The sequence below is a fragment of the Kordiimonas pumila genome (assembly GCF_015240255.1).
Classification (GTDB): Bacteria; Pseudomonadota; Alphaproteobacteria; order Sphingomonadales; family Kordiimonadaceae; genus Kordiimonas; species Kordiimonas pumila.
In genome coordinates this window covers 3,595,986-3,616,918 of sequence record NZ_CP061205.1, presented here as the reverse complement: position 1 = coordinate 3,616,918, position 20,933 = coordinate 3,595,986, and the positions used below count along the sequence as shown (strand labels likewise).

The 20,933-nt window shown below is 47.0% G+C and carries 17 protein-coding genes; 11 read left to right on the top strand and 6 right to left on the bottom strand.

Translation table 11 applies throughout. The annotated features are described in order from the left end of the window. The first annotated feature begins 122 nt into the window (after positions 1–122). Complete coding sequence (locus tag ICL80_RS16060) at positions 123–650, top strand: hypothetical protein (protein WP_194213739.1); 528 nt, start codon at positions 123–125, stop codon at positions 648–650. Between the two features lie 166 nt (positions 651–816). Next, positions 817–1,878: a branched-chain amino acid aminotransferase gene (locus ICL80_RS16055; protein WP_194213738.1), complete on the top strand. Its 1,062-nt coding sequence runs from the start codon at positions 817–819 to the stop codon at positions 1,876–1,878. A gap of 76 nt (positions 1,879–1,954) precedes the next feature. Here the strand turns inward: ICL80_RS16055 and ICL80_RS16050 are convergent, their stop codons facing one another. Then, the gene (locus ICL80_RS16050) at positions 1,955–3,979 is read right to left on the bottom strand and encodes a S9 family peptidase (protein WP_194213737.1); all 2,025 of its coding nucleotides are present in this window, start codon (positions 3,977–3,979) and stop codon (positions 1,955–1,957) included. Between the two features lie 99 nt (positions 3,980–4,078). On the opposite strand from ICL80_RS16050, the gene glpK reads away from it, so the two are divergent. The 5 genes from glpK to ICL80_RS16025 all read left to right on the top strand — a co-directional run bounded on the left by glpK (position 4,079) and on the right by ICL80_RS16025 (position 10,089). Next, positions 4,079–5,587 (top strand): glycerol kinase GlpK, encoded by a 1,509-nt coding sequence (gene glpK / locus ICL80_RS16045; protein ID WP_194213736.1) that lies wholly within the window; start codon positions 4,079–4,081, stop codon positions 5,585–5,587. A 278-nt stretch (positions 5,588–5,865) separates the two neighbouring features. After that, positions 5,866–6,492, top strand: a complete 627-nt coding sequence (locus ICL80_RS16040) for a pentapeptide repeat-containing protein (protein ID WP_194213735.1) — start codon at positions 5,866–5,868, stop codon at positions 6,490–6,492. A gap of 121 nt (positions 6,493–6,613) precedes the next feature. Next, positions 6,614–7,144, top strand: a complete 531-nt coding sequence (locus tag ICL80_RS16035; protein ID WP_194213734.1) for a hypothetical protein — start codon at positions 6,614–6,616, stop codon at positions 7,142–7,144. Then, positions 7,144–8,640, top strand: a complete 1,497-nt coding sequence (locus ICL80_RS16030; RefSeq protein WP_194213733.1) for a sodium:solute symporter family transporter — start codon at positions 7,144–7,146, stop codon at positions 8,638–8,640. The genes ICL80_RS16035 and ICL80_RS16030 overlap by 1 nt, the downstream gene beginning before the upstream one ends. 15 nt (positions 8,641–8,655) lie before the next feature. Then, a complete protein-coding gene (locus ICL80_RS16025; RefSeq protein ID WP_194213732.1) occupies positions 8,656–10,089 on the top strand; it encodes a cryptochrome/photolyase family protein in 1,434 nt (477 codons plus the stop codon). Here ICL80_RS16025 and ICL80_RS16020 read toward each other — a convergent pair. Continuing rightward, the gene (locus tag ICL80_RS16020) at positions 10,086–11,207 is read right to left on the bottom strand and encodes a CaiB/BaiF CoA transferase family protein (protein WP_194213731.1); all 1,122 of its coding nucleotides are present in this window, start codon (positions 11,205–11,207) and stop codon (positions 10,086–10,088) included. The genes ICL80_RS16025 and ICL80_RS16020 overlap by 4 nt on opposite strands. 166 nt (positions 11,208–11,373) lie before the next feature. Between ICL80_RS16020 and gor the strand changes: the two genes are divergently transcribed. Together gor and ICL80_RS16010 are read left to right on the top strand one after the other, a co-directional pair. Continuing rightward, a complete protein-coding gene (gene gor, locus ICL80_RS16015; protein WP_194213730.1) occupies positions 11,374–12,729 on the top strand; it encodes a glutathione-disulfide reductase in 1,356 nt (451 codons plus the stop codon). Positions 12,730–12,979: 250 nt separating this feature from the next. Beyond that, positions 12,980–14,485 carry a DUF7133 domain-containing protein gene (locus tag ICL80_RS16010; RefSeq protein ID WP_194213729.1) on the top strand — a complete coding sequence of 502 codons (1,506 nt, stop codon included), beginning with the start codon at positions 12,980–12,982 and terminating at the stop codon, positions 14,483–14,485. Between the two features lie 24 nt (positions 14,486–14,509). On the opposite strand, the gene ICL80_RS16005 is transcribed toward ICL80_RS16010, so the two are convergent. Further along, the gene (locus ICL80_RS16005) at positions 14,510–15,673 is read right to left on the bottom strand and encodes a type III PLP-dependent enzyme (RefSeq protein WP_194213728.1); all 1,164 of its coding nucleotides are present in this window, start codon (positions 15,671–15,673) and stop codon (positions 14,510–14,512) included. 197 nt (positions 15,674–15,870) lie between these two features. Beyond that, positions 15,871–16,575, bottom strand: coding sequence for a PepSY-associated TM helix domain-containing protein (locus tag ICL80_RS16000; protein ID WP_194213727.1), 705 nt, complete (start codon positions 16,573–16,575; stop codon positions 15,871–15,873). Between the two features lie 197 nt (positions 16,576–16,772). Between ICL80_RS16000 and ICL80_RS15995 the strand changes: the two genes are divergently transcribed. Both ICL80_RS15995 and ICL80_RS15990 read left to right on the top strand, forming a co-directional pair. Further along, positions 16,773–17,402, top strand: a complete 630-nt coding sequence (locus ICL80_RS15995) for a glutathione S-transferase family protein (protein ID WP_194213726.1) — start codon at positions 16,773–16,775, stop codon at positions 17,400–17,402. A gap of 180 nt (positions 17,403–17,582) precedes the next feature. Further along, complete coding sequence (locus ICL80_RS15990) at positions 17,583–18,335, top strand: substrate-binding periplasmic protein (protein ID WP_194213725.1); 753 nt, start codon at positions 17,583–17,585, stop codon at positions 18,333–18,335. A gap of 6 nt (positions 18,336–18,341) precedes the next feature. On the opposite strand, the gene rimO is transcribed toward ICL80_RS15990, so the two are convergent. Next, entirely contained in the window at positions 18,342–19,697 is a 1,356-nt protein-coding gene (gene rimO, locus ICL80_RS15985; protein ID WP_194213724.1) for a 30S ribosomal protein S12 methylthiotransferase RimO, read from the bottom strand. 106 nt (positions 19,698–19,803) lie between these two features. Then, a complete protein-coding gene (locus tag ICL80_RS15980) occupies positions 19,804–20,847 on the bottom strand; it encodes a DUF6607 family protein (protein ID WP_194213723.1) in 1,044 nt (347 codons plus the stop codon). Positions 20,848–20,933 lie beyond the last annotated feature (86 nt).

The following is a 20,933-nucleotide window of genomic DNA, read 5'->3' as shown; positions in this document are numbered from 1 at the left end:
AGGCGAAAATATCCACAGCTAGACCACTGGGTAAAATGTGGGATGAGATAGAATCGTTGCGTTTTTATTAAAATTGCTTCAAATTTCTTGTTGTTAGAGGGTGTGATTTAGGGGACTTGATTATGAAAACCCAATTTGTACGTGTAGCTGCACTTGGTGCAGCATTTGTTGTTTTTGGTAACCAATCTGTATTCGCTGGTGATGAAGGCGCAGAGTGCCTGCAACCACTGATGAATTTTACGAACGGTTTACCTGTTAATGAAGGTGCTAGTGCTCTTTCAAATAACCAGAAGATTGAAGAAACCACAACAATTTTTAAGGCTGCCATGAAAGGTGCGACAGAAGCACAAGAATGTTATGCTGGTAAAATTGCTGCGACGAGCGATGCAGCAAAAATAGAAAAACTGCAAGCTGGTGCAGAAGAGGCATCTCGTATTTTCCGCTTGGCGCAAGCCCAGTTTGAAAAAACACTTGATGATATCTCAAGTTCTGCCTTGTCTGATATGGCACCAGCTGCTGGCCCTGAAACTGCTATGGGGAGCGATGACACCATGATGGTTGATTCCATGGAACAGGTATTTGATTCTTACATGGTTCTGGAACGTTCTCAGCAAATCAGCGCACAGTTTGCGAGCCTAAAAGCTAAATAAAGCAGCTTTGGCATATTGAATCTTTAAAGGCGTCTTTTTAGGCGCCTTTATTTTTTAGGCTATAGGGTATCAATGCCTTGTTATTTGACGGCTGCCTATGTACAAAGCCGCTATTAACAAGCACTTGGGTATGCTTGTTTGTATGTATAGCATAACGAGAAATACAATGACGACAGCACATATCCGACCAGAGATTCTGGCTGCAATAAAAAACACTATAGTGCCGGAAGATAAAACTTTTGGACGGGCTCTGTTTCCGGTCATTGCGGCGGCCACTTACCGCAATGGTACATGGTCAGATCTTGAGATTAAGCTTGATACAGAACATGCGGTATCGGCTGGGTCTGTTGTTGTACAGTACGGACAAAGTATTTTTGAGGGCATGAAGGCATACAGGGTTACGCAGGATATACCGCAAATTTTTCGCCCCTACGATCACGCGAAACGGTTTCAGCGGTCTGCTGACCGTTTGTGCATGCCTCATGTACCAGAAGAGTTGTTTGTAAGTGCGGTTAAAAAAATAGCCGATTTATATACAGACCTGATCCCACGTGAACATAATAGCGCGCTTTATGTTCGGCCCGCCTTATTTGGTGACGATTATTCGCTCGAAATAACGCCTTCGGCTGGCTACAGCTTTACCGTTCATGTAGCGCCTACTGTGCCGTTTTCAGTGAATATGAAATCGGTTCTGATAGAGCGGGAAAACACCCGCGCAGCGGTTGGCGGTACGGGGGGCGTGAAAGCGGCAGGGAATTATGCTGCAAGTTTCCTTTCTGTGCAGCGGGCACGCTCGGTTGGTTGTGCAACCAGTATATGGTTGGATCCTATCGAACATAGGTATGTAGAAGAACTGTCTCTCATGAACTTTTTTATTGTGAAGGACGAGAAATTATACACACCAGAGCTTACAAAAAGCTTCCTGCCGGGCCTTACCCGCCAGTCTATTTTGCAGATGGCAAACCACCTAGGTATCGAAACGGTGGAACAGCCAATTGATATTAATGAGCTGGTGGCAGACCTTAAAAAGGGACGTGAGATTGAGGCTTTTTCAAGTGGAACTGCCGCTGTAATCTCGCCAATTAAATCCTTTAAGGAGATTGACGGGCAGGAGTTTGTGGTGGGCACAGAGCCGGGCCCGGTCACAAGCAAGCTTAGGGCTGCTCTGGTTGATATTCAGGAAGGCCGTGCCGAAGATTTGTTCGGCTGGATGCAGAATGTGAAATAAACTCACGGGAGTTTATTTCACAAAAGATGCTTGCCTGCTTGGAGTTTTCTTCAGGCACAAATGACTATAGGCGCTGCTATTCCCCGCCTTTTACATATTTGTTATACCAGTCAATATAACGCTCATATTTATCTTTTATAAAGCTTGGACGGGTGAACCCATGCGATTCACCGGGATAAACGACAAGCTGGGTGGGTACGCCGATACGTTTTAGGGCTTGGTAGAGCTGCTCTGAATTTAAAATTGGTACGTTCCAATCTTCCTTGCCGCCCATAACTAGGGTTGGTGTGGTAATATGCCCAAGGTTGTTGAACGGGTTTATGCGCTCCCATGCATCCTTGTTTTCCCACGGCAAGCCCAGCTCTGCCTCCCATAGAGCCTGATAAATATCATGGCCATAGTTTGCAGTATGGTTAACTTCGCTTGCACCAGATATGGCACCTTTAAAGCGTCCCGTTTTTGTAATGACATAGTTGGTCAGAATGCCACCATAAGACCAGCCGCCAACGCCCATTTTGTCGGGGTCGGTGTAGCCTTCTTTAATGGCGTAATCTATAGCGGCGTTTACATCTTCAAAGTCTTTATTACCCCAGTCTGCCAGCAGGACGGCGGAAAAATCCTCGCCGTAGCCAGAAGAACCCCGCGGATTAGAGATCACCACAACATAACCCTGTGCAGCGAGTAGCTGCGCTTCATAATTGAAGGAAAAATCATACTGGGAAACCGGGCCACCGTGTATGCGCAGTAACGTCGGGTATTTTTTACCCGCTTCATAGGAGGGGGGCAGGAATATAAATCCTTCTATTTCTGTTCCATCACTTGATGGAAACGTAATATTTTTAACGCTGGCTAGGGGTTTGTTGGCCAACAAGTTTTTGTTAAGGTTTGTTACCTGTTTAAGAGTGTTATTTTTATAGAAAAACACTTCATCTGGTAGGTCGGGCTTGGAAATAAGCAGGGCTGTGCCGTTTTTAGTGTTATAGTCAAAGCTGCTTATCGCGAGGTCGCCTTTAACCAGCCGGTTTATTTTACCAGACTTTAGCGTGAGGCTAGCAAGTTGTTGCTCGGCGCTATCTTCAAGGGAAAAAACAATGCCTTTATCGTCTTGTGTGAAAGCGGGGCTGTTAATATTGCGGTCAAGGCCGGCCGTTAGAATCTGAAGCTCCCCACCCGTTGCGGGGGTGATTGCAAGATGGTTGGTGGCATACCAGATTTTGTTAACAGCCGTTACGGAAACATGGGCTATGGTTTTGCCGTCATGGCTCCACGCTGGGCTATGGTCTGCGCCCGGATTAGAGGTGATTTGACGCAGCTCTGCAGGCGCGCCAGAGGGTGTTGCTGAAACAACCCAAATATCGCTGTTTGTATTGCTATCAGGTTCCTCTGTGCGGTTGCTGACAAAGGCAATCTCGCTACCATCTGGCGACCATAATGCTTCACTGTCATCATAATCACCGAAAGTGACCTGTTCAGCTGGTGCCATCATACCATTTTGTATATAAATGTGGGTCCGGGTCCGGTCTAGGTAACCTACATAGTCTTCTTTAAACTGAAGCCGGTCTATAACCCATGGGCGGGGTTTTTCTTCTTCATCCGGGTTCTCTAGTTGCTCTTTTTCTGCGTCGCTCATGTCTTGCACAATAAGCAGCATTTTTGTGCTGTCGGGTGCCCAAGAAAAATCAGACACGCCTTGTTTCACATTAGTATATTGTTGTGCTTCACCGCCGCGCATATCTAGCACCCAAACTTGGTCTGTGGCATCATCGCCGCCTTTTGCTGCCATAAAGGCAAGCCATGTACCGTCAGGTGACCAGCGCGGTGTGTTGGCAGAATAATCATTTGCGGTCATAGGAAGGCTGGTTTTACCGTCAGATGACGTAATCCAAAGCTGATTGGTGCGTTTGTCTTTTTCCATATCGTTGGTGCGCACCTGATAGGCAATCCATTTACCATCTGGGCTTAGCGCAGGGTTTAGGGGCACTTTAAGCGCGAGAATATCATCGGGGTTGATAACAGGCGTGGTATCAGCTTGAACAGCATAGCTTGCTAGAAACACGCTGAGTGCCAGCAGGTTTGATATTGGATTATTTTTTTTGCGCATTGTTATCCCCTTGTCTATCCTGTGATAGGTTGTTGCAAGCATCAGAACGAAATGTTTGAATAATCGCAAGCTTATTTTGCTGCGAAAGGGGAGCATGACATGCTGAAAAAGTGCTGTATTCTAGCAATGGACCAAGGAACAACCAGTAGTCGGGCAATGGTTTTTGGCCTTGACGGCTCTGTTATTGCTGTGGCGCAGCAAGAGTTTAGACAAATATATCCTCACGATGGCTGGGTAGAGCATGACCCTGCTGATATATGGAAAACCAGCCTTGCAACAGCGCAGCAGGCTTTTCAGGAAGCTGAGGGAAAAGGGTTTAGTGTTGAAGCTATCGGTATTACAAACCAGCGTGAAACCACCCTTGTTTGGGATAAAAAAACGGGTGAGCCAGTTTATAATGCAATCGTCTGGCAAGACCGCCGCACAGCGGCTGAATGCAGGCGCCTAAAGTCTGATGCCGGGGCAGAAGAAAGCGTTCAGCAAAAGTCAGGGCTGCTACTGGACCCTTATTTTTCAGCCAGTAAAATTACCTGGATTCTAGATAATGTTGAAGGTGCCCGTGTGCGGGCTGATAACGGTGAGCTTGCTTTTGGAACAGTAGACAGCTTTCTCATATGGCACCTAACCGGGGGCACACAGCACGTGACGGATGCCACAAATGCAAGCCGAACAAACCTGTTTAATATAACAACTCAGTGCTGGGACCAGGAATTGCTTTCACTTTTTAAGGTGCCAGCTTCGATGGTGCCAGAAGTGCTCGACTGTGCGGCACAATACGGCGTAACAGCGGAGGGTATTTTAAACCGAGAAATTCCTATTATGGGCGTTGCGGGCGACCAGCAAGCTGCGGCATTTGGCCAGTGCTGTTTTGATAAAGGCACTATTAAAAGCACCTATGGAACAGGGTGCTTTGCTATACTTAATACAGGATCTGAGCCGCTATTTTCCAAAAACCGTTTGCTTACAACGACCGCGTTTCGACTGGGCGGAAAACCAACATATGCCCTTGAAGGCTCTATTTTTATAGCGGGTGCCGCTGTGCAGTGGTTAAGGGACGGCTTGAAAATTGTTCAGAGCGCGGCAGAAACGGAAGACCTGGCAGCAAGTTTGAAGTCAAACAACGGTGTTTATATGGTGCCAGCTTTTACTGGGTTAGGCGCGCCCTACTGGGACCCGGAGGCGCGAGCCAGCCTGTTTGGTATGACTCGCGCCACAGGCAAGGCAGAAATTGTTAGGGCCACACTCGAATCTATTTGTTTTCAAACAGCAGACCTTTTAGAGGCTATGGCCGCTGATGGTACGCACCCGGCTGACCTTAGGGTTGATGGTGGTATGGTTGGAAACGACTGGCTGGTGCAGTTCCTTGCTGATGTTTTGCAATTGCCAGTTTCAAGACCTGTAATTATGGAAACAACGGCTCTGGGTGCGGCTATGCTTGCTGGGTTATCAGCGGGGTTATATGGCTCTTTGTCAGAGGTCGCAAAAATATGGCAACAGGACAGGCTTTTTAAACCGGCGGCGAGTAAAGCTAAAGAACTGACACGGTGGCGACATGCGGTAGAGGCTACCCGTGCTTTTGCGAGGGATGGCATGAGTGATGAAGGGTGAAAAGTGCATGACACACTATTGCCTTAAAGGATGAATACATTCATCTCAGAGGAAAAAGAGGCATTATAAAGCAATAAAACTGTAAAAAAGTCTGTTGATTTATTGTTTTTCCAGATCACGGTTGTATTTAAAAGTGTAGTAATATCAATTGATTATGTATGTTTTATGCTATTGATTAAATTTTAACTAAAATTTTAATCAATTCTTTACGGAGACACTAGCAAAGGCCATTATCCTCTAGTTTGCATGGGTGATGCGTAGCGGGGTCGTATTTAAAAATGGATTTGAAAACTTTAACAAGTATGTTTCCAGATCATAAGCTGGTAATGGGTGAACAGTTCGCACAAGAAAGCATTAGCGCCTTGAAAATTAAGGCGATCTTGAATTGGTCTGATACTATTTTTGTGAATTGTGACTTTAGTGAAACTCAGTTCCATTTGCTTATGATGACAAGTGCGATCTTTTTTAAGTGCGACTTCTCTGGTGCCCATTTTCGGGCGTGTGATATTGATGGCTGTGAGTTTATTTCCTGTAACTTGACGTATACAGATATTAAAGGTGCATCCGTTATTGATACAAGTTTTACGGACTGTATCATCGGCGGGTTGATAGGACCTGAGGATTTTTCTAACTGTACCTTTGTTTACCCACGATATTCACGGACAACCCAGATTACATCACCTATACCCTACTTTATCATCACCACTGAATCTGACCCTTTGTATGTTTTTAAAACTGAAACTATGTGGCGAATTCATCGTGGCACCAAACATCATAATATCGACTTTTCAGCTATGGACGAAGCTCCGATGTTATACCGCACGGCAATAGCGTATGCTGAAATAGCAATTCAGGAACATCTTGAAATACTTGCAAGTTCTATGGCGGAATATAGCAACGCCTGATGTGCTTCCCATCATAACCTCGGTTTGAAATTCAACATTTGATGAATGTGCAAGCAGTTGTGCTTGACCACTGTAGTCATCTGCCACTAGTCTCACTCATGTTCTGGAGGGGAGACCAGTTTTGAAGCCAATCTATCTTGTTTTTGTGTTGTTGCTGATGCTGGCAGCCATAACAGTTTTTGTCTTGCTGAGTGGGGAACCTCAACACGCAACAGGTATCAGCTCCGAGTTTGCGAGAGGCATGAAGATGGGCGGAGATGGTGCCGCCCGCCTTGAGACTATTGGCCGCGCGCCATTTTATTTTCAACTGGTTGTAACAGGGCTTGCTGGCGTACTCCTGTATATGGGGATTGCCCCTGCAAGGCGCGATAAACCGCTTATCGGTTTTATAGTGCTTGTCACGTTTGTTAATTTGGCTGTTTGGGCGTTTTTATATACAGGGTATGAGGCGTATCTGCAAACAGGGGAAACCAGCATTGCGTTTGGGTTTCCTGCACCAACCAATTGGACCTTTTGGGGTATTTGGCTTGGGTACATGCTGTTTAATATTTTTTATGTCATAGGGTTTCGTCGGTATTTTTTCACCCACGATGATGAGGCCGCTTTTAAAAAGCTTGTTCAGGAATGCAAGAGTTCTGAGAGGGGCATATAATGGAAGATATGCGTCAGGCCATCATACTGTCATGCGTTTTTATATATTTGCTCATCTGTATTGGGGTCGGCGTTTGGGCTATGCGCCGTACAAAGTCGGCAGGGGATTTTTTTGTAGCAGGGCGCGGCCTTGGGCCTGTTGTTGTTAGCCTTGCGGTATTTTCCTCGACACTTTCCGGCTTTGGTTTTGTTGGTGGGCCGGGGCTTGTTTATGCAAGTGGCCTATCGTCGGTGTGGATGGTGGTGTGTGCAGCTCTTGGATATGCAACAGGATTTTACCTGATCTCAAAGCGTATCCGCATGATCGCCGAGGTCAGAGATACAATGTCGCTGCCTGATCTCATTTTTGCCAGATATAACAGTGAAGCTACCCGGCTCTTGACAGCAAGCACGATCTTGCTGGGGGTAATGGGGTACATGGCAACACAGATTTTGGCTATGGCGCTTGTTTTACAGTCTATCCTGATTTCAACAGAAATGTTTGCAGGGATCAGCCTGTTTACCTGTGTGGTTATTTCGTCAACAGTGCTTATTTTTTACTGTGTTACGGGCGGTATTATCGCGTCAGTATATACTGACCTGGTACAGGGTATTGTCATGATTGTGTCTGGCGCGCTTGTTGTAATTACTGCGGCGCATGTGTTTGAGGGCGGTTTTGCGGAAGCAAGCAGCATTTTACTGATGCATGACGGCGAAGATATTATGCCCTTTGGTACAATGGGGGCAATGGCCTCACTTTCATGGTTTTTCCTATTTGGGTTAGGGCTTTCTGGTCAGCCGCATGTTGTTACCAAAATGATGATGAATAGGAATATTTCTGATAACCGTATTATCCTGCCCATGACAACACTTGGCTATCTTGTTGCTGCAATGCTATGGATTTCTGTTGGCGTTGTGATGCGGGCACTGGTGCTTGGTGATGTTGCCTTGCCGCTTGGTAGCCCGGATGAAGCAGCTCCCTTTTTTCTAACAGCATACGCACCGCCTTTACTGGCAGGCATTGTGTTTGCAGGGTTATTTGCGGCCATTATGTCTACAGCGGATAGCTTTTTAAACATTGGGGCTGCGGCTATTATTCATGATATTCCAAAGGCTTTGCGGGGTAGGTCTCTCAATAATGAATTGTTGTGGGCGCGTGTTGCAACGGTAGGGTTGTCTGTGTTGGCGGCGGGTTTTGCGCTGTATAGTTATTATGAAAATGCGGCTCTTGTTGCTTTGCTGGGGGCATTTGGCTGGGGCACATTTGCTGCAGCTTTAACGCCAATTGTACTTTTTGGTCTGAATTGGAAAAAGGCATCAGCTAATGCCGCCATTGTTGCTATCATAAGCAGCGTAGCCATTAACCTTACGGTTCATCTTTTACAGATTAAAATACCGTACGGTATATCTGCGGGTTTTTTAGCAATGCTAACATCAATGATCCTTTTTATTGGCATCTCTCTTTTGGAAAAGCAGAAAGCGCTTCCTAAAGATATTGACCGGATACTCGATTTGTAACTATATCGGCCCTGTATGGAAACGCCTTTAATAGTTTTAATGAATAATGCCCTTCGGCTCGCAGACCATCCTGCTTTGGCGGCGGCATGCGCTACATCCGGCCCGGTTATACCGCTGTATGTATATGATAATACGCATGATAACGCACCGGGTGCCGCTTCGCGCTGGTGGCTGTTGCAATCTCTTTCTAAACTTGATGCCAGCCTTAAAAAGCTAGGTTCAGGCCTTGTTGTAAGGCGCGGCACCGTTGCAGATGTAGTGATGGATGTGTGCACGGAGACTGGGGCATGCGGTGTTTACATGACACGAGGTTACAGCGAGCATGATAAAAAAACCGAAGAATACCTGCATGACTTTGCCGAGAAAAATGGGCTGACGTGTAAGCGCTATGCTGGGCGGCTGCTTTTAGAGCCAGAGCAGGTCGTGAGCAAATCTGGCACGCCGTACAGTGTTTTTACGCCGTTCTGGAAACAGGCCCTGTCGTTAATAGATAACGCAGTGCCGCTACCTGTGCCCCAAAAAATACAGGCGCCAGTAAGCTGGCCCGCAACAACCAGTATTGGCGCATTAGGGCTTGAGCCAAAACCAGCATCATGGGCTGAACCAATAGCAGCAGAATGGCAAGTGGGCGAAGAGGCGGCTATTGAAAGGTTAGACTTTTTTGTAGATGCCACGATGGATGAATACCAAACAGCGCGTGATATTCCGGGGGTTGATGGTACTTCAAAAATATCTCCTTATTTAGCTTTCGGGGAAATAAGCCCGCGCCAAATCTGGCATAAGGTCAGTATGCACCTTGGTGATGCGACTAAAAGCACGGCAGCGCTTGCGTATCTTAGGGAGTTGGGTTGGCGTGACTTTAGCTATCATCAGCTCTTTTATAATCCAGAGATGCGCATCAAGCCGTTGAAGGCTAAGTTTCTGCATTTTCCGTGGCATGAAGGCACAAGCCCCGCGGTGAAGGCATGGCAAAAAGGAATGACAGGGTTTCCTATTGTGGATGCAGGGATGCGCCAGCTTTGGCAAACCGGGTGGATGCATAATCGTGTCAGGATGATTGTTGGCTCATTTTTGGTCAAAGATTTGCTATGGCACTGGCATGAAGGCGAGACATGGTTCTGGGATACCCTTGTTGACGCCGATATTGCCAGTAATGCGGCTAGTTGGCAGTGGGTAGCAGGGTGCGGTGCTGATGCATCGCCGTATTTTAGAATTTTTAATCCTGTAACGCAGGGTGAAAAATTTGATCCGGCGGGTGCCTATATCCGTAGCTTTGTACCAGAATTGTGCGATTTGCCGAATGAATGGATTCATAAACCTTTTGATGCCCCGCTTGAGGTTCTTGCAGTGGCAGGTATTACGCTTGGGCACACATACCCGGCACCTCTGGTAGACAGAAAAAAAGCTAGGGCATCAGCCCTTGCCGCCCTTGCCAGCATTAAAGATTAGCTACTTTTTAGGTCGGTAATTTCTGCGTCAGTATATCCAAGTTCCCTTAAAAGGGTTTCGGTATCAGTGCCATTTGGTGTTTGGCCAAATTGCACTTCTGGTTTTGTTCTGGAAAATTTGGGTGCCGGGCCGGGCTGAAGCATCCCGTCAATTTCAATAAAGCTATTGCGGGCTTTATTGTGGGGGTGGTTATGGGCCTCCCAGAAGGGTAAAATAGGGGCAAAGCAGGCGTCTGTACCTTCAAGGATTTCTTGCCACTCTACACTGGTTTTAGTTCTGAAAAGCGCTGTTAGCTCTTCCTTGAGTTTTGGCCACATAGAAGGGTTCATATGGTTTTGCAGCCAGCTTTTATCTAACCCAACTTTATCTATGAATGCTTGCATGAATTGAGGCTCAATGGCCCCAAAGCTGATATATTGATCATCGGCTGTTTGGTATGTGCTGTAAAAGTGCGCGGCACCATCAAGCATATTGGAGGCTCGCTTTTCTGCCCATAATCCACTTGCTTTCAAGGAATGCATCAGTGACATTAGAAGGGAAGCCCCTTCAACCATACTAACGTCAACCGTTTGGCCTTTGCCGGACTTCTGTGCTTCAAGCAGCGCGCTTACCATGCCAAATGCCAGCATCATGGCACCACCGCCGTAATCACCAATCAGGTTAAGGGGTACAGTTGGTGGTATGTCTGGGTTACCAATAGAATATAAGGCGCCAGATAGGGCAATGTAATTGAGGTCGTGTCCAGCTGCTTTCGAAAGCGGCCCGGTTTGGCCCCACCCTGTCATGCGCCCATAGACAAGTTTTGGGTTTCTACTTGCAACATCATCAGGCCCTAAACCTAGCTTTTCCATAACACCAGGCCGAAAGCCTTCAAACAGGCCGTCTGCTGTCTCTGCAAGTTTTAATAAAGCTTCTTTGCCAGCATCTGTTTTTAGATCGAGGATTACAGTGCGCTTGCCGCGCCGGTTCATATCCACTTTTAAGCCAAGTGGGTTATTAGGCCCGGGTCTGTCTACCGCAATAACGTCTGCACCCATATCAGCAAACATCATACCAGCAAACGGGCCGGGGCCGATGCCTGATATTTCTATTATTCTTATACCAGTTAGAGGCCCCATTGCTTTCTCCCTCAAGTTCGTAAAACAATGTAGTTTTGTATATGAGGAAAGCAAGTAATGAAACAGCTGGCTAAGGCAATATGGTTGGGCGCACAAATTTTACTTGGTTCACAAAGGCCCCTTACCCATATAAGTTATCTATAAGCATTAAGGCCGGAGAGAATGTATGAGTTTTGATTATGATTTATTTGTTATAGGCGCAGGGTCTGGCGGGGTTCGTGCCAGCCGTATTGCTGCGGGCTTTGGTGCAAAGGTTGCTGTAGCAGAAGAGTACAGGGTCGGTGGTACATGTGTTATCCGGGGCTGTGTCCCTAAAAAGCTGCTTGTTTACGCTTCTCATTTTGCGGAGGATTTTGAAACAGCTGAAGGCTATGGCTGGTCTGTTGGTGAGAGAAAATTTAACTGGCAAACACTGATCGCCCGTAAGGATGCAGAAATTGACCGGTTAAATGGGCTTTATCTTAAAACTCTTGAAGGCGCTGGGGTGCAGCTTATAGATGGCCGCGCAGTTATTACAGGCCCCAATAGTGTTTCAGTTGGCGGTAAAACATACACGGCCAGCAAAATTCTGGTGGCAGTTGGTGGCTGGCCTTCCATACCGGATGTCCCCGGTATAGAGCACGCAATCACATCAAACGAGGCACTGCATCTAGACAAGCTGCCTAAGGATATTGTTATTGTTGGCGGCGGCTATATTGCTGTTGAATTTGCCAGCATTTTTGCTGGTATGGGCAGTAAAGTAACCTTGCTCTATCGCGGCGAGCAAATTATGCGCGGCTTTGATGATGATATTCGCGAAAGACTAGCGAAGGAACTTGTTGCAAAAGGTATTGATCTTCGGCTTCAGACAAATATTACCGCGATCGCTGAAACAGCACAGGGTGTTAGCCTGACCCTCACGGATGGTTCAGTCCTTGAAACGGAAAAGGTTATGTATGCAACAGGGCGGTCACCGAAAACAGAAGGCCTTGGTCTTGATGCCGCAGGTGTAGCTACTACCAAATCCGGTGCCATAAAAGTTGATGAGTTTAGCAAAACAAGCTGCGACAGTATTTATGCAGTTGGTGATGTGACAGACCGTGTCCAGCTAACGCCTGTCGCTATTAAAGAGGGGCATGCCTTTGCCTTAACTGTGTTTGGTAATATAGCTGTATCACCTGAGCATGATGCAGTGCCTTCTGCTGTATTCTCGCAGCCTCCAATTGGCACTGTGGGGCTAACAGAGAAAGAGGCTCGCGCTAAATACGGTGATATTGCTGTTTTTGTGTCCGACTTTAAGCCAATGAAACATACGCTTGGTGGGTCAAGCGAGCGTGCCTTTACAAAGCTTATTGTTGATAGGGCAACAGATGTGGTTGTTGGAGCACACATGATTGGCATGGATGCTGCCGAGATTATTCAAGGTATTGGTATTGCTGTAAAAGCAGGGCTGACAAAGGCGCAGTTTGATGCCACGGTAGCTGTACACCCCTCAAGCGCAGAAGAGTTTGTTTTAATGCGCACAGAGAGAGCGGCTTCATAATTACTGGGGCTGTGATGATATTTTCGAAGTAAGCTTTGTGCCGCAAACGTGGCACAGAGTGCTGGCACTCTGTGCCTAGGTGAACTGATGATATAGCTCTTAATATTCGGCGCCGATATGACCCGGTATGGTGCATGAAATGGTGCTGGCAGTATAAAACCATCCTTGATACCTGTGTCGTTTTTCCATAGGGTTACTTTATGGTTAACATAGACATTGGTGGCTGTGGCCACGTGTGCCGGGAACAGGTATGATTAAAAAAACACTGTTGTGGCTGTTAAGTATTGTTGCAGGGGCCATTTTACTTGGCTGGTTTTTCTGGCCAGCTAACTGGTCTGTACGCGGCCCTGTGTTCGACTTTATAACGGGCAGGCAAGCTGCTACTCCGTCAGATGCTATGTTGCAGGCGCGCCTAAAGTTACCTGCTGGTTTTAGAATAGGCATTTTTGCAGATAATGTACCACATGCCAGAATGATGGCTGTCACTAAAACCGGTGATATTGCGGTTTCCAGTATGAGGGATGGAAATGTCATTCTGTTACACCGTGATGTAAATGCTGATGGTAAAAGTGATGGACGCACTATCCTTTTTTCAGGCTTGAATGTACCGCACGGGATCGCATTCCATGACGGTTATATATATATCGCAGAAACTGGGCGCATTGTACGGGCACCGTATAATGATGCGGCCCGCAGCGTAGGTGCGCTTGAAACGGTTTTTGATGGTCTGCCACCGGGTGGCAACCACCGTACCCGAACCATTGGTTTTGGCCCTGATGGCTGGCTATATGTGACGGTTGGCAGTAGCTGCAATGTATGTGTTGAAGATCACCCATACAGGGCTGCCATGCTGCGGATGCGCCCCAACGGCAAAGATGCTATCGTTTACGCGCATGGCCTTAGAAATACAGTAGGCTTTGATTGGCAGCCGGGCACACGGCGGCTTTACGGTACTGATAATGGCCGTGACCTCTTGGGCGATAACATTCCAAACTGTGAAATAAATTATATTGAGGAAGGCCAGTTTTATGGATGGCCCTATACCTATGACGATAAGGTAGTAGACCCTGATGTTGGTGCCGGGCACAGTAAAGAGATTGCAAGAGCAAGAGTTATGGAACACGGCCTTGGTGCTCATGTGGCGCCTCTTGGAATTCGGTTTATTGCGCCCAGCCTTTCTGTGCCGGGGCTTGAAAATTCTGCTCTTGTGGCACTTCACGGTTCGTGGAACCGCAGTACACTATCTGGCTACAAAGTGGTTGCGCTGCATTTTGCGGCAGATGACACTATAACGGAGGAAGACTTTCTAACCGGCTTTGAGAAAGACGGTGATGTTATTGGTCGGCCCGTGGATATTGTTACAGGGAGCGATGGTAGTATTTATATTTCAGACGATTATGCGGGCGTTGTTTACCGTGTTGGCTGGGATACTATTCCGGTCTCGTCAGATCAGGTGATTGCACCGGAAGATAAAACAGATGGTGACCCTGTGGACGCAGCGCTTGAGGTGCCGTCTGCTGCGCTTTTGGCACAGGGTGCAGCGCTGTTTGAACAAAATAACTGTGCCCAGTGCCACGAACCGTTAGCGACTACAGGTAAGCCATCAGTTGAGATATTTAAAGGATTAAAGGGTCGGTACGGCGTTGAAGAGGTAATGGATATTCTGGATATTCCACCGGGGCCAATGCCCCGGCCGGAGATTTCTGACGCAGAACGTAAGGCTCTGGCCGTTTACTTGTTGTCGCGGTCTAACTAAGCTACTAGCAGCCTAGCCTATACCTTAGATATAATAGGCTTTCAGCGGCGGAAAACCGTTAAATTCAATCGCGCTGTAACTGGTGGTGTAAGCACCTGTTGTGAACCAGTATAACCTGTCTCCAATCGCCAAATTAAGTGGCAATTCGTACTTATAATCCTCATACATAATATCGGCGCTGTCGCATGTTGGGCCCGCAATGATAACCTCTTCCACTTCGCCGTTCTTTTCTGTGTAAAGCGGGTATTTAAGGGCTTCATCCATTGTTTCGATCAGGCCAGAGAATTTGCCAACATCAACATAGATCCAGCGATGCAGCGATGTTCTGGATTTGCGGGAGGTCAGCACAACTTCGCTTACCAATATACCAGCGTTTGCCACCATTGACCGGCCGGGTTCGAGAATGATCTCTGGCATATCATCGCCAAAATCTTCTTCCAGAAACCGTGTGATTTCTTCTGCGTAGGTTTTTAAGTCATGCGTACGCATAACATAATTGCCGGGGAAGCCGCCGCCCATATTGATCATTTTAAGCTTGATATTGTCTTCATCGCTCAAGCGGTCAAACAGGCTTTTTACTTTGGCAATTGTCGAATCCCAAGCGCCGATGTCGCGTTGCTGCGATCCAACATGAAAAGAAATGCCGTAAGGCTCAAGGCCGAGATCCCGTGCTAAAATTATTAGATCAAGCGCCATGTCATTTGAGCAGCCAAATTTGCGGGATAGCGGCCAATCTGCAGTATGCGTTCCCTCTGTTAAGAGGCGCACATATATTTTAGAACCTGGTGCTGCTTTTGCAATGTTACGAAGGTCAGCTTCAGAATCGGTTGCAAAAAGTCGCACGCCTTTTTCGTAGAAATAGCGAATGTCTTTTGATTTTTTAATCGTGTTGCCGTAGCTTAACCTGTCAGGGCTAACACCTTCACCGAGCACGCGGTCCAGTTCATAGATAGAGGCAATATCAAAGTTCGACCCCTTGTCCTTCAAAAGCGAAATAAGCTGGGGCGCAGGATTAGCCTTGACCGCATAATATACTTTTGCAACAGGAAATGCTTCTGTTAGCTCATCATAACACTGCCCGACAGTTTGTGTGTCTACCACCAAAAAAGGGGTCTCGTGCTTGTCGGCTTCAGCTTTAATACGAGCAAACGTTTCGGGTAGATAATAGTCTTCAATATCTGTTGTCATGGCGGTCACTCGCAAAAAAAAGGTTATGGGAGCAAAGCGGCAATACGGTATGCCGGATCCGGTGAATGTTTCGCGGACCATATCATGATTTTTCTATGTGACAACAAAGAATTGCTATTGGGTAGTTCATTTAGGAAGATAAAAAATAGCGCCTGAAACCTTAGATGTTGACGCTATTTTTAGCTTAAAATCATATTTTATAACGTGGAAGTCATTATCGCTGGGATACCAGCAATCAGAGCGAGGCCAATAGAACCTGTAATAAGTCCGACCCCGAGCAGGCGTGTCCCGTGCAGTTTACTCCAGAGCAGAATGCCTGAGAGGCTCATAAAAATGAAACTACCGGCAAGAACATCAAAGAACAATATCCATGCCACGCCAAAACCACTGCCTTTATGCATGTTTTTCAAAATGCCCCAAAAGTTGTTTGCGGTAGACCGCACATTGATATTGTTGCTGCCTGTTGTATGAGATGCCTTTATTGTGCTGTTTGGCGCATACACAGTAATTTCCCAAGCTTCTGGTAACGTTATGGTTTTACCCTCAAATTGCACTGTTTCTGATGGGGAAACTTTTGGGTATGCCCTGCCAGAAGAAAGTGAAAACTCGCTAAAAAGCCATTGTTGAAAGGCCTCAATTGATGTCATTTTTTGTGGGTCAACCGCGACGTTCACATTCGCCGTTTCTGTTGGAGCACCGGTATCAATTTTCATGGTACCTCGGTGGTTTAACAGAACCGCAGATATACCGATGACAAGAAACATCACAGCGCCAAAAATGCCAGTCCAAGCATGGGTGCGTTTTAGCCACATCAGAATTTTAGCCTTCTGATATTCCTTTGGAATAAAATGATACCCAAGCCCTTTGGGTGTTTTTGGCTTTGTTTGTAAAGTGTCATGCATTGCAGGGAGGTCTTCCAGAATTGAGTTTTATACTGTGTTTATTTGTGTTTATACGACATTAGCTGACAAGAACCTTTTCATCTTGATATATTTTTTAGCGTTTTAGCTATAAAGGCATCTTTTACAAGTTTTTCTGTGCTGGGGGTTTAATCGCTCTAAATCAGTTTGTGTAATCATAATATGAGAGGGCTAAAGCCATGATAAAAGTGCACCACCTTAATAATTCGCGGTCCCAGCGTATTTTATGGATGCTGGAAGAATTGGCTGTGCCGTACGAAATTATATCGTATAAACGAAATCCTGAAACGCATTTAGCCCCAGACAGCCTTAAAGCCGTGCACCCACTTGGTAAATCACCAGTGATGGAAGACGGCAACGTGATTATTGCTGAATCTGGCGCTATTATTGACTATCTTATTCGCACATATGGTAATGGAAACTTTGCTCCAGACACTAGCAGTGCAGAGTATAATAGCTATGTTGAATGGCTGCATTACGGTGAAGGTTCGGCCATGTTGCCTTTAATGTTGGGGCTGTATGTTGGCCGGTTAGGCGAGGCAGGCGCACCGCTGCAACCCCGCATTCAAAGCGAGTTTATCAACCATTTTAGCTATATGGCCAAGTCGCTAGGGGGTCGCAGTTTTTTTGTGGGTGACAGTTTAACGGGCGCTGATGTGCAGCTTGTTTTTGTATTAGAGGCCGCGAATGTGAGAGGGGCTCTGTCTAATTTCCCTAATCTGGATGCGTACCTGAAAAATATGCAGGCCCGACCAGCCTATAAGCGCGCTATTGAACGCGGCGGTGTGTATCAATTAGGTTCCGCGTAAGGGTATTATCCCACCCCGTTCTGATTTATAAGAAACTGGCTCAGAAATGCCTGCTTAAAGGCTTTTCTGTCATAATAATGCGTTAGTTGAATCTTAAGGCATTAACCTCTAAGCTGTAGTGTGTTTGGGGGTGGTGGCAACGGAAGCCTGTTTCGCTTTGTGTTTTGTTGGGATCAGTACATGTTGAGTAAGGGGTGTCTTTCTATATTCTGGATGGTAGCGCACTTGGTGGTACCTTCGGCGCATGCGGATACTATGATGGTTTATACTGAAAACTATCCCCCCTATAATTATATGAATGAAAACGGCGAAGTTGTGGGTCTTGCGACCGAGAATATCCGCAAGGTTCTGGACGCTGCGGGGCTTGAGTACCAGATACGCCTCGTACCTTGGACAAGGGCAATGTATAATGCGCAGACGCAGAAAAATGCCCTCATCTATACAATCACACGTACTCCGAAACGGGAAGAGATGTTTGATTGGCTAGTTCCTATTGCAAAATCAAATTTCTATCTGTTTGTGCGTGCCGATGAAACGCGCTCTGTAACACCAGAAACACTGCGCTCTGGCATGTTTACAGCATCCTGTGTAACGGGGGACTTGGCGTGTGATTTGCTCAATTGGACTGATATTGGCTCAAATAACATTATCCCGATTTCGAAAGAAGGTACGGGCGATTTTCGTATGGTTATAGCAGGTAGATCAGATATTTACCTCAGTGATCTGGCGGTTAATGCGCAGCTTAGAAAACAGGAAGGCTATTCTCTTGATCTGACCAAGCCTGTTATGCGGTTGAATGGTAAAACCGGCCTTTTTCTGGCAGCAGGTACACAGGTTCCTGAGAATATTCGGCAAAATATCAAAGCCGCATATCAAGGCCTTATTGCTGAGGGTAATTATGCGCTGGTTGATACGACACCGGCTGCTGAATAACGTGGCTTACCAGTCCCAGCCTTCCTCGTCTTGATCGTCATCAATAACAACATGGCCGTAGAGGTCATAGGCACTTGCATCGTCAATATGCGCCATCACCATATCACCGGGTACATAGTCGATTGCGCCCTCAAGGAAAACTTTACCGTCAATTTCGGGTGCGTCGGCATAGGTGCGGCCAATCGCGCCTTCGTCAGTTACCTCATCAATGAGTACGGCCATTTCCATGCCAATGCGCTGTTGGAGCTTGGCAGCAGAAATTTCCTGTGAAACCGCCATAAAGCGTTCCCAGCGATCCTGTTTCACATCTTCAGGTACTGGGTCTGGCAGGGCGTTTGCGGCAGCGCCATCAACCGCTTCATACTTAAAGCAGCCAACACGGTCGAGCTGTGCTTCCTGCAACCAGTTCAACAGATATTCAAAATCTTCTTCTGTTTCACCGGGAAAGCCCACAATGAAAGTGGACCGAATAACAATTTCAGGGCAAATGCTACGCCATTTCTTAAGGCGCTCTAGCACCTTGGCATCATTTGCTGGGCGTTTCATCGCCTTCAACACCTTGGGGCTTGCATGCTGGAACGGTATATCGAGGTAAGGCAGAATTTTACCTTCCGCCATAAGGGGGATCACATCGTCCACGTGCGGGTAAGGGTAAACATAATGTAGGCGTACCCAAACGTCCATATCACCAAGCGCGTTTGCAAGGTCTGTCATATGGGCGCGGATCTCGCGGTCTTTCCATTTTTCAAGGCCGTGCTTCAGGTCAAGGCCGTAAGCCGAGGTATCTTGGCTAATAATCAGCAGTTCCTGTGTGCCAGCTTCCACCAGTTTTTCTGCCTCACGCAGAACCGCACGAATAGGGCGTGATACCAGATCGCCGCGCAGGCTTGGGATAATGCAAAATTTGCAGCGGTGGTTACAGCCCTCTGAAATTTTCACATAGCTATAATGGCGCGGCGTTAGTTTTAGGCCTGCTTCTGGCACCAGATGTGTGAAGGGGTCATGGGGTTGCGGTGCAGCTTTATGCACCTCGTTTACCACTTGCTCATATTGCTGTGGGCCAGTGACCGCTAGAACACCGGGGGTTACTTCGCGCACAGCACCTTCATCGACACCTAGGCAGCCGGTTACAATAACCTTACCGTTCTCGTTCATGGCTTCCTTGATTGCGTTAAAGCTTTCTTCCTTCGCGCTATCAATAAAACCGCAGGTGTTCACAATCACCACGTCAGAGCCTTTATACTCAGCGGCGATTTCATAGCCCTCAGAGCGTAGCTTTGTCAGGATGCGTTCGCTATCCACCAGCGCCTTGGGGCAGCCGAGGGAAACAAAACCAACTTTTGATGTGTGTGTCTGTGTCATGGAGCGGGCTTATACAGCGCCCGCCCCGTGGAATCCAGTGTAATTAAAGATACTCGGCATTTGCCCCTTAAAATATTGATTTAAAGGGGCTGGTTCGCGGCCTTTATCAGCCTTGTTTGCCGTTTAGGCGCTCCCGCACGCTTTGAGGAGCCGTAAGAGTGTGTTCAAGAATCACTTCCTCAGCTTCTTTGGCAGCAACAGAGGCGGTTTTTGTGCCTTCTTCCACTTCGCTCGCAATGCCCAGAATTGCCATATAAATCTCGGTTGGTTCACCAAGCACAGTCAGGCCAAAACGGTCGTGTGTGGCGGCAAGGTTGTTCCAGCTTTCACGAATTTCTGCCCAGAAGCCTTTTGTTTTATCCCAGTAAGTTAGGGCTGTGCTTGTATCAAAACTGTTGTCACGAATGTAGGTGTTGATCCCGATTTCATGCACCAGTGTTGCTGGTTCAGCGCCTGAAAGCACGACTTTGGCGTTATCTTGCTCGTGCACCCAGCCTTGTGGTGTGATGGCGTGCCGGTTACGGGCAACAATTACGTGATAATCGTCCCTTTTTGTGGCGTCCCTCCGGGGTAGGGGGCGTTTGCTTGGCGGCGATGTCCATGAGGAAACACCATTTTCATGGGACCATGCGGCCACTGCCGCGTAGCGCGGGGCATCATCCACCTGATAGACAATCTGGGCCCATTTACCCTTGCTGCCTGCTGCTGTAATTGTTTCTTTGTGCCAGATGTTTGCACCGTCATATGTTACAATCGACGTTGGCTCATAAATCCAGTCTTGCCGCCAGTGCTTTACGGGGAATGTGCTGCCGTCATCGTCCGACACCACCAAAATATGCTGAAGGCTGATAAAGTTCGGGCGGTCTTCAATCACGCGGACAATTTCATGTGCGCCTGTTTTGTAGCGGTCTTTTGGGGTATAGTTTTCTTGAAAAGCAACTGTTTCCTGAAAATCAAAAGTCACTTTAAAATCACCGGCCATTTTTATAATGGCGGACCTGTCTTCAGCATAAGTGCTGCTTTCAGCTGCTTTGATTATCTGTGTTTTTGGTGCATCTGCCACAGTTGTTGTGTTGCATGCTGCAGTGAACGTGAGCGTACCCAGCAGCATTACCTGTGCGATGTGTTGTTTAAAACGTGCCACGGTCATATGATTCATCCTAAGTTAATAATGATAATTACTTGCATTTATAATTCGAGTTATGTATTGGCCTTTTAATGAAACTAATAATCATT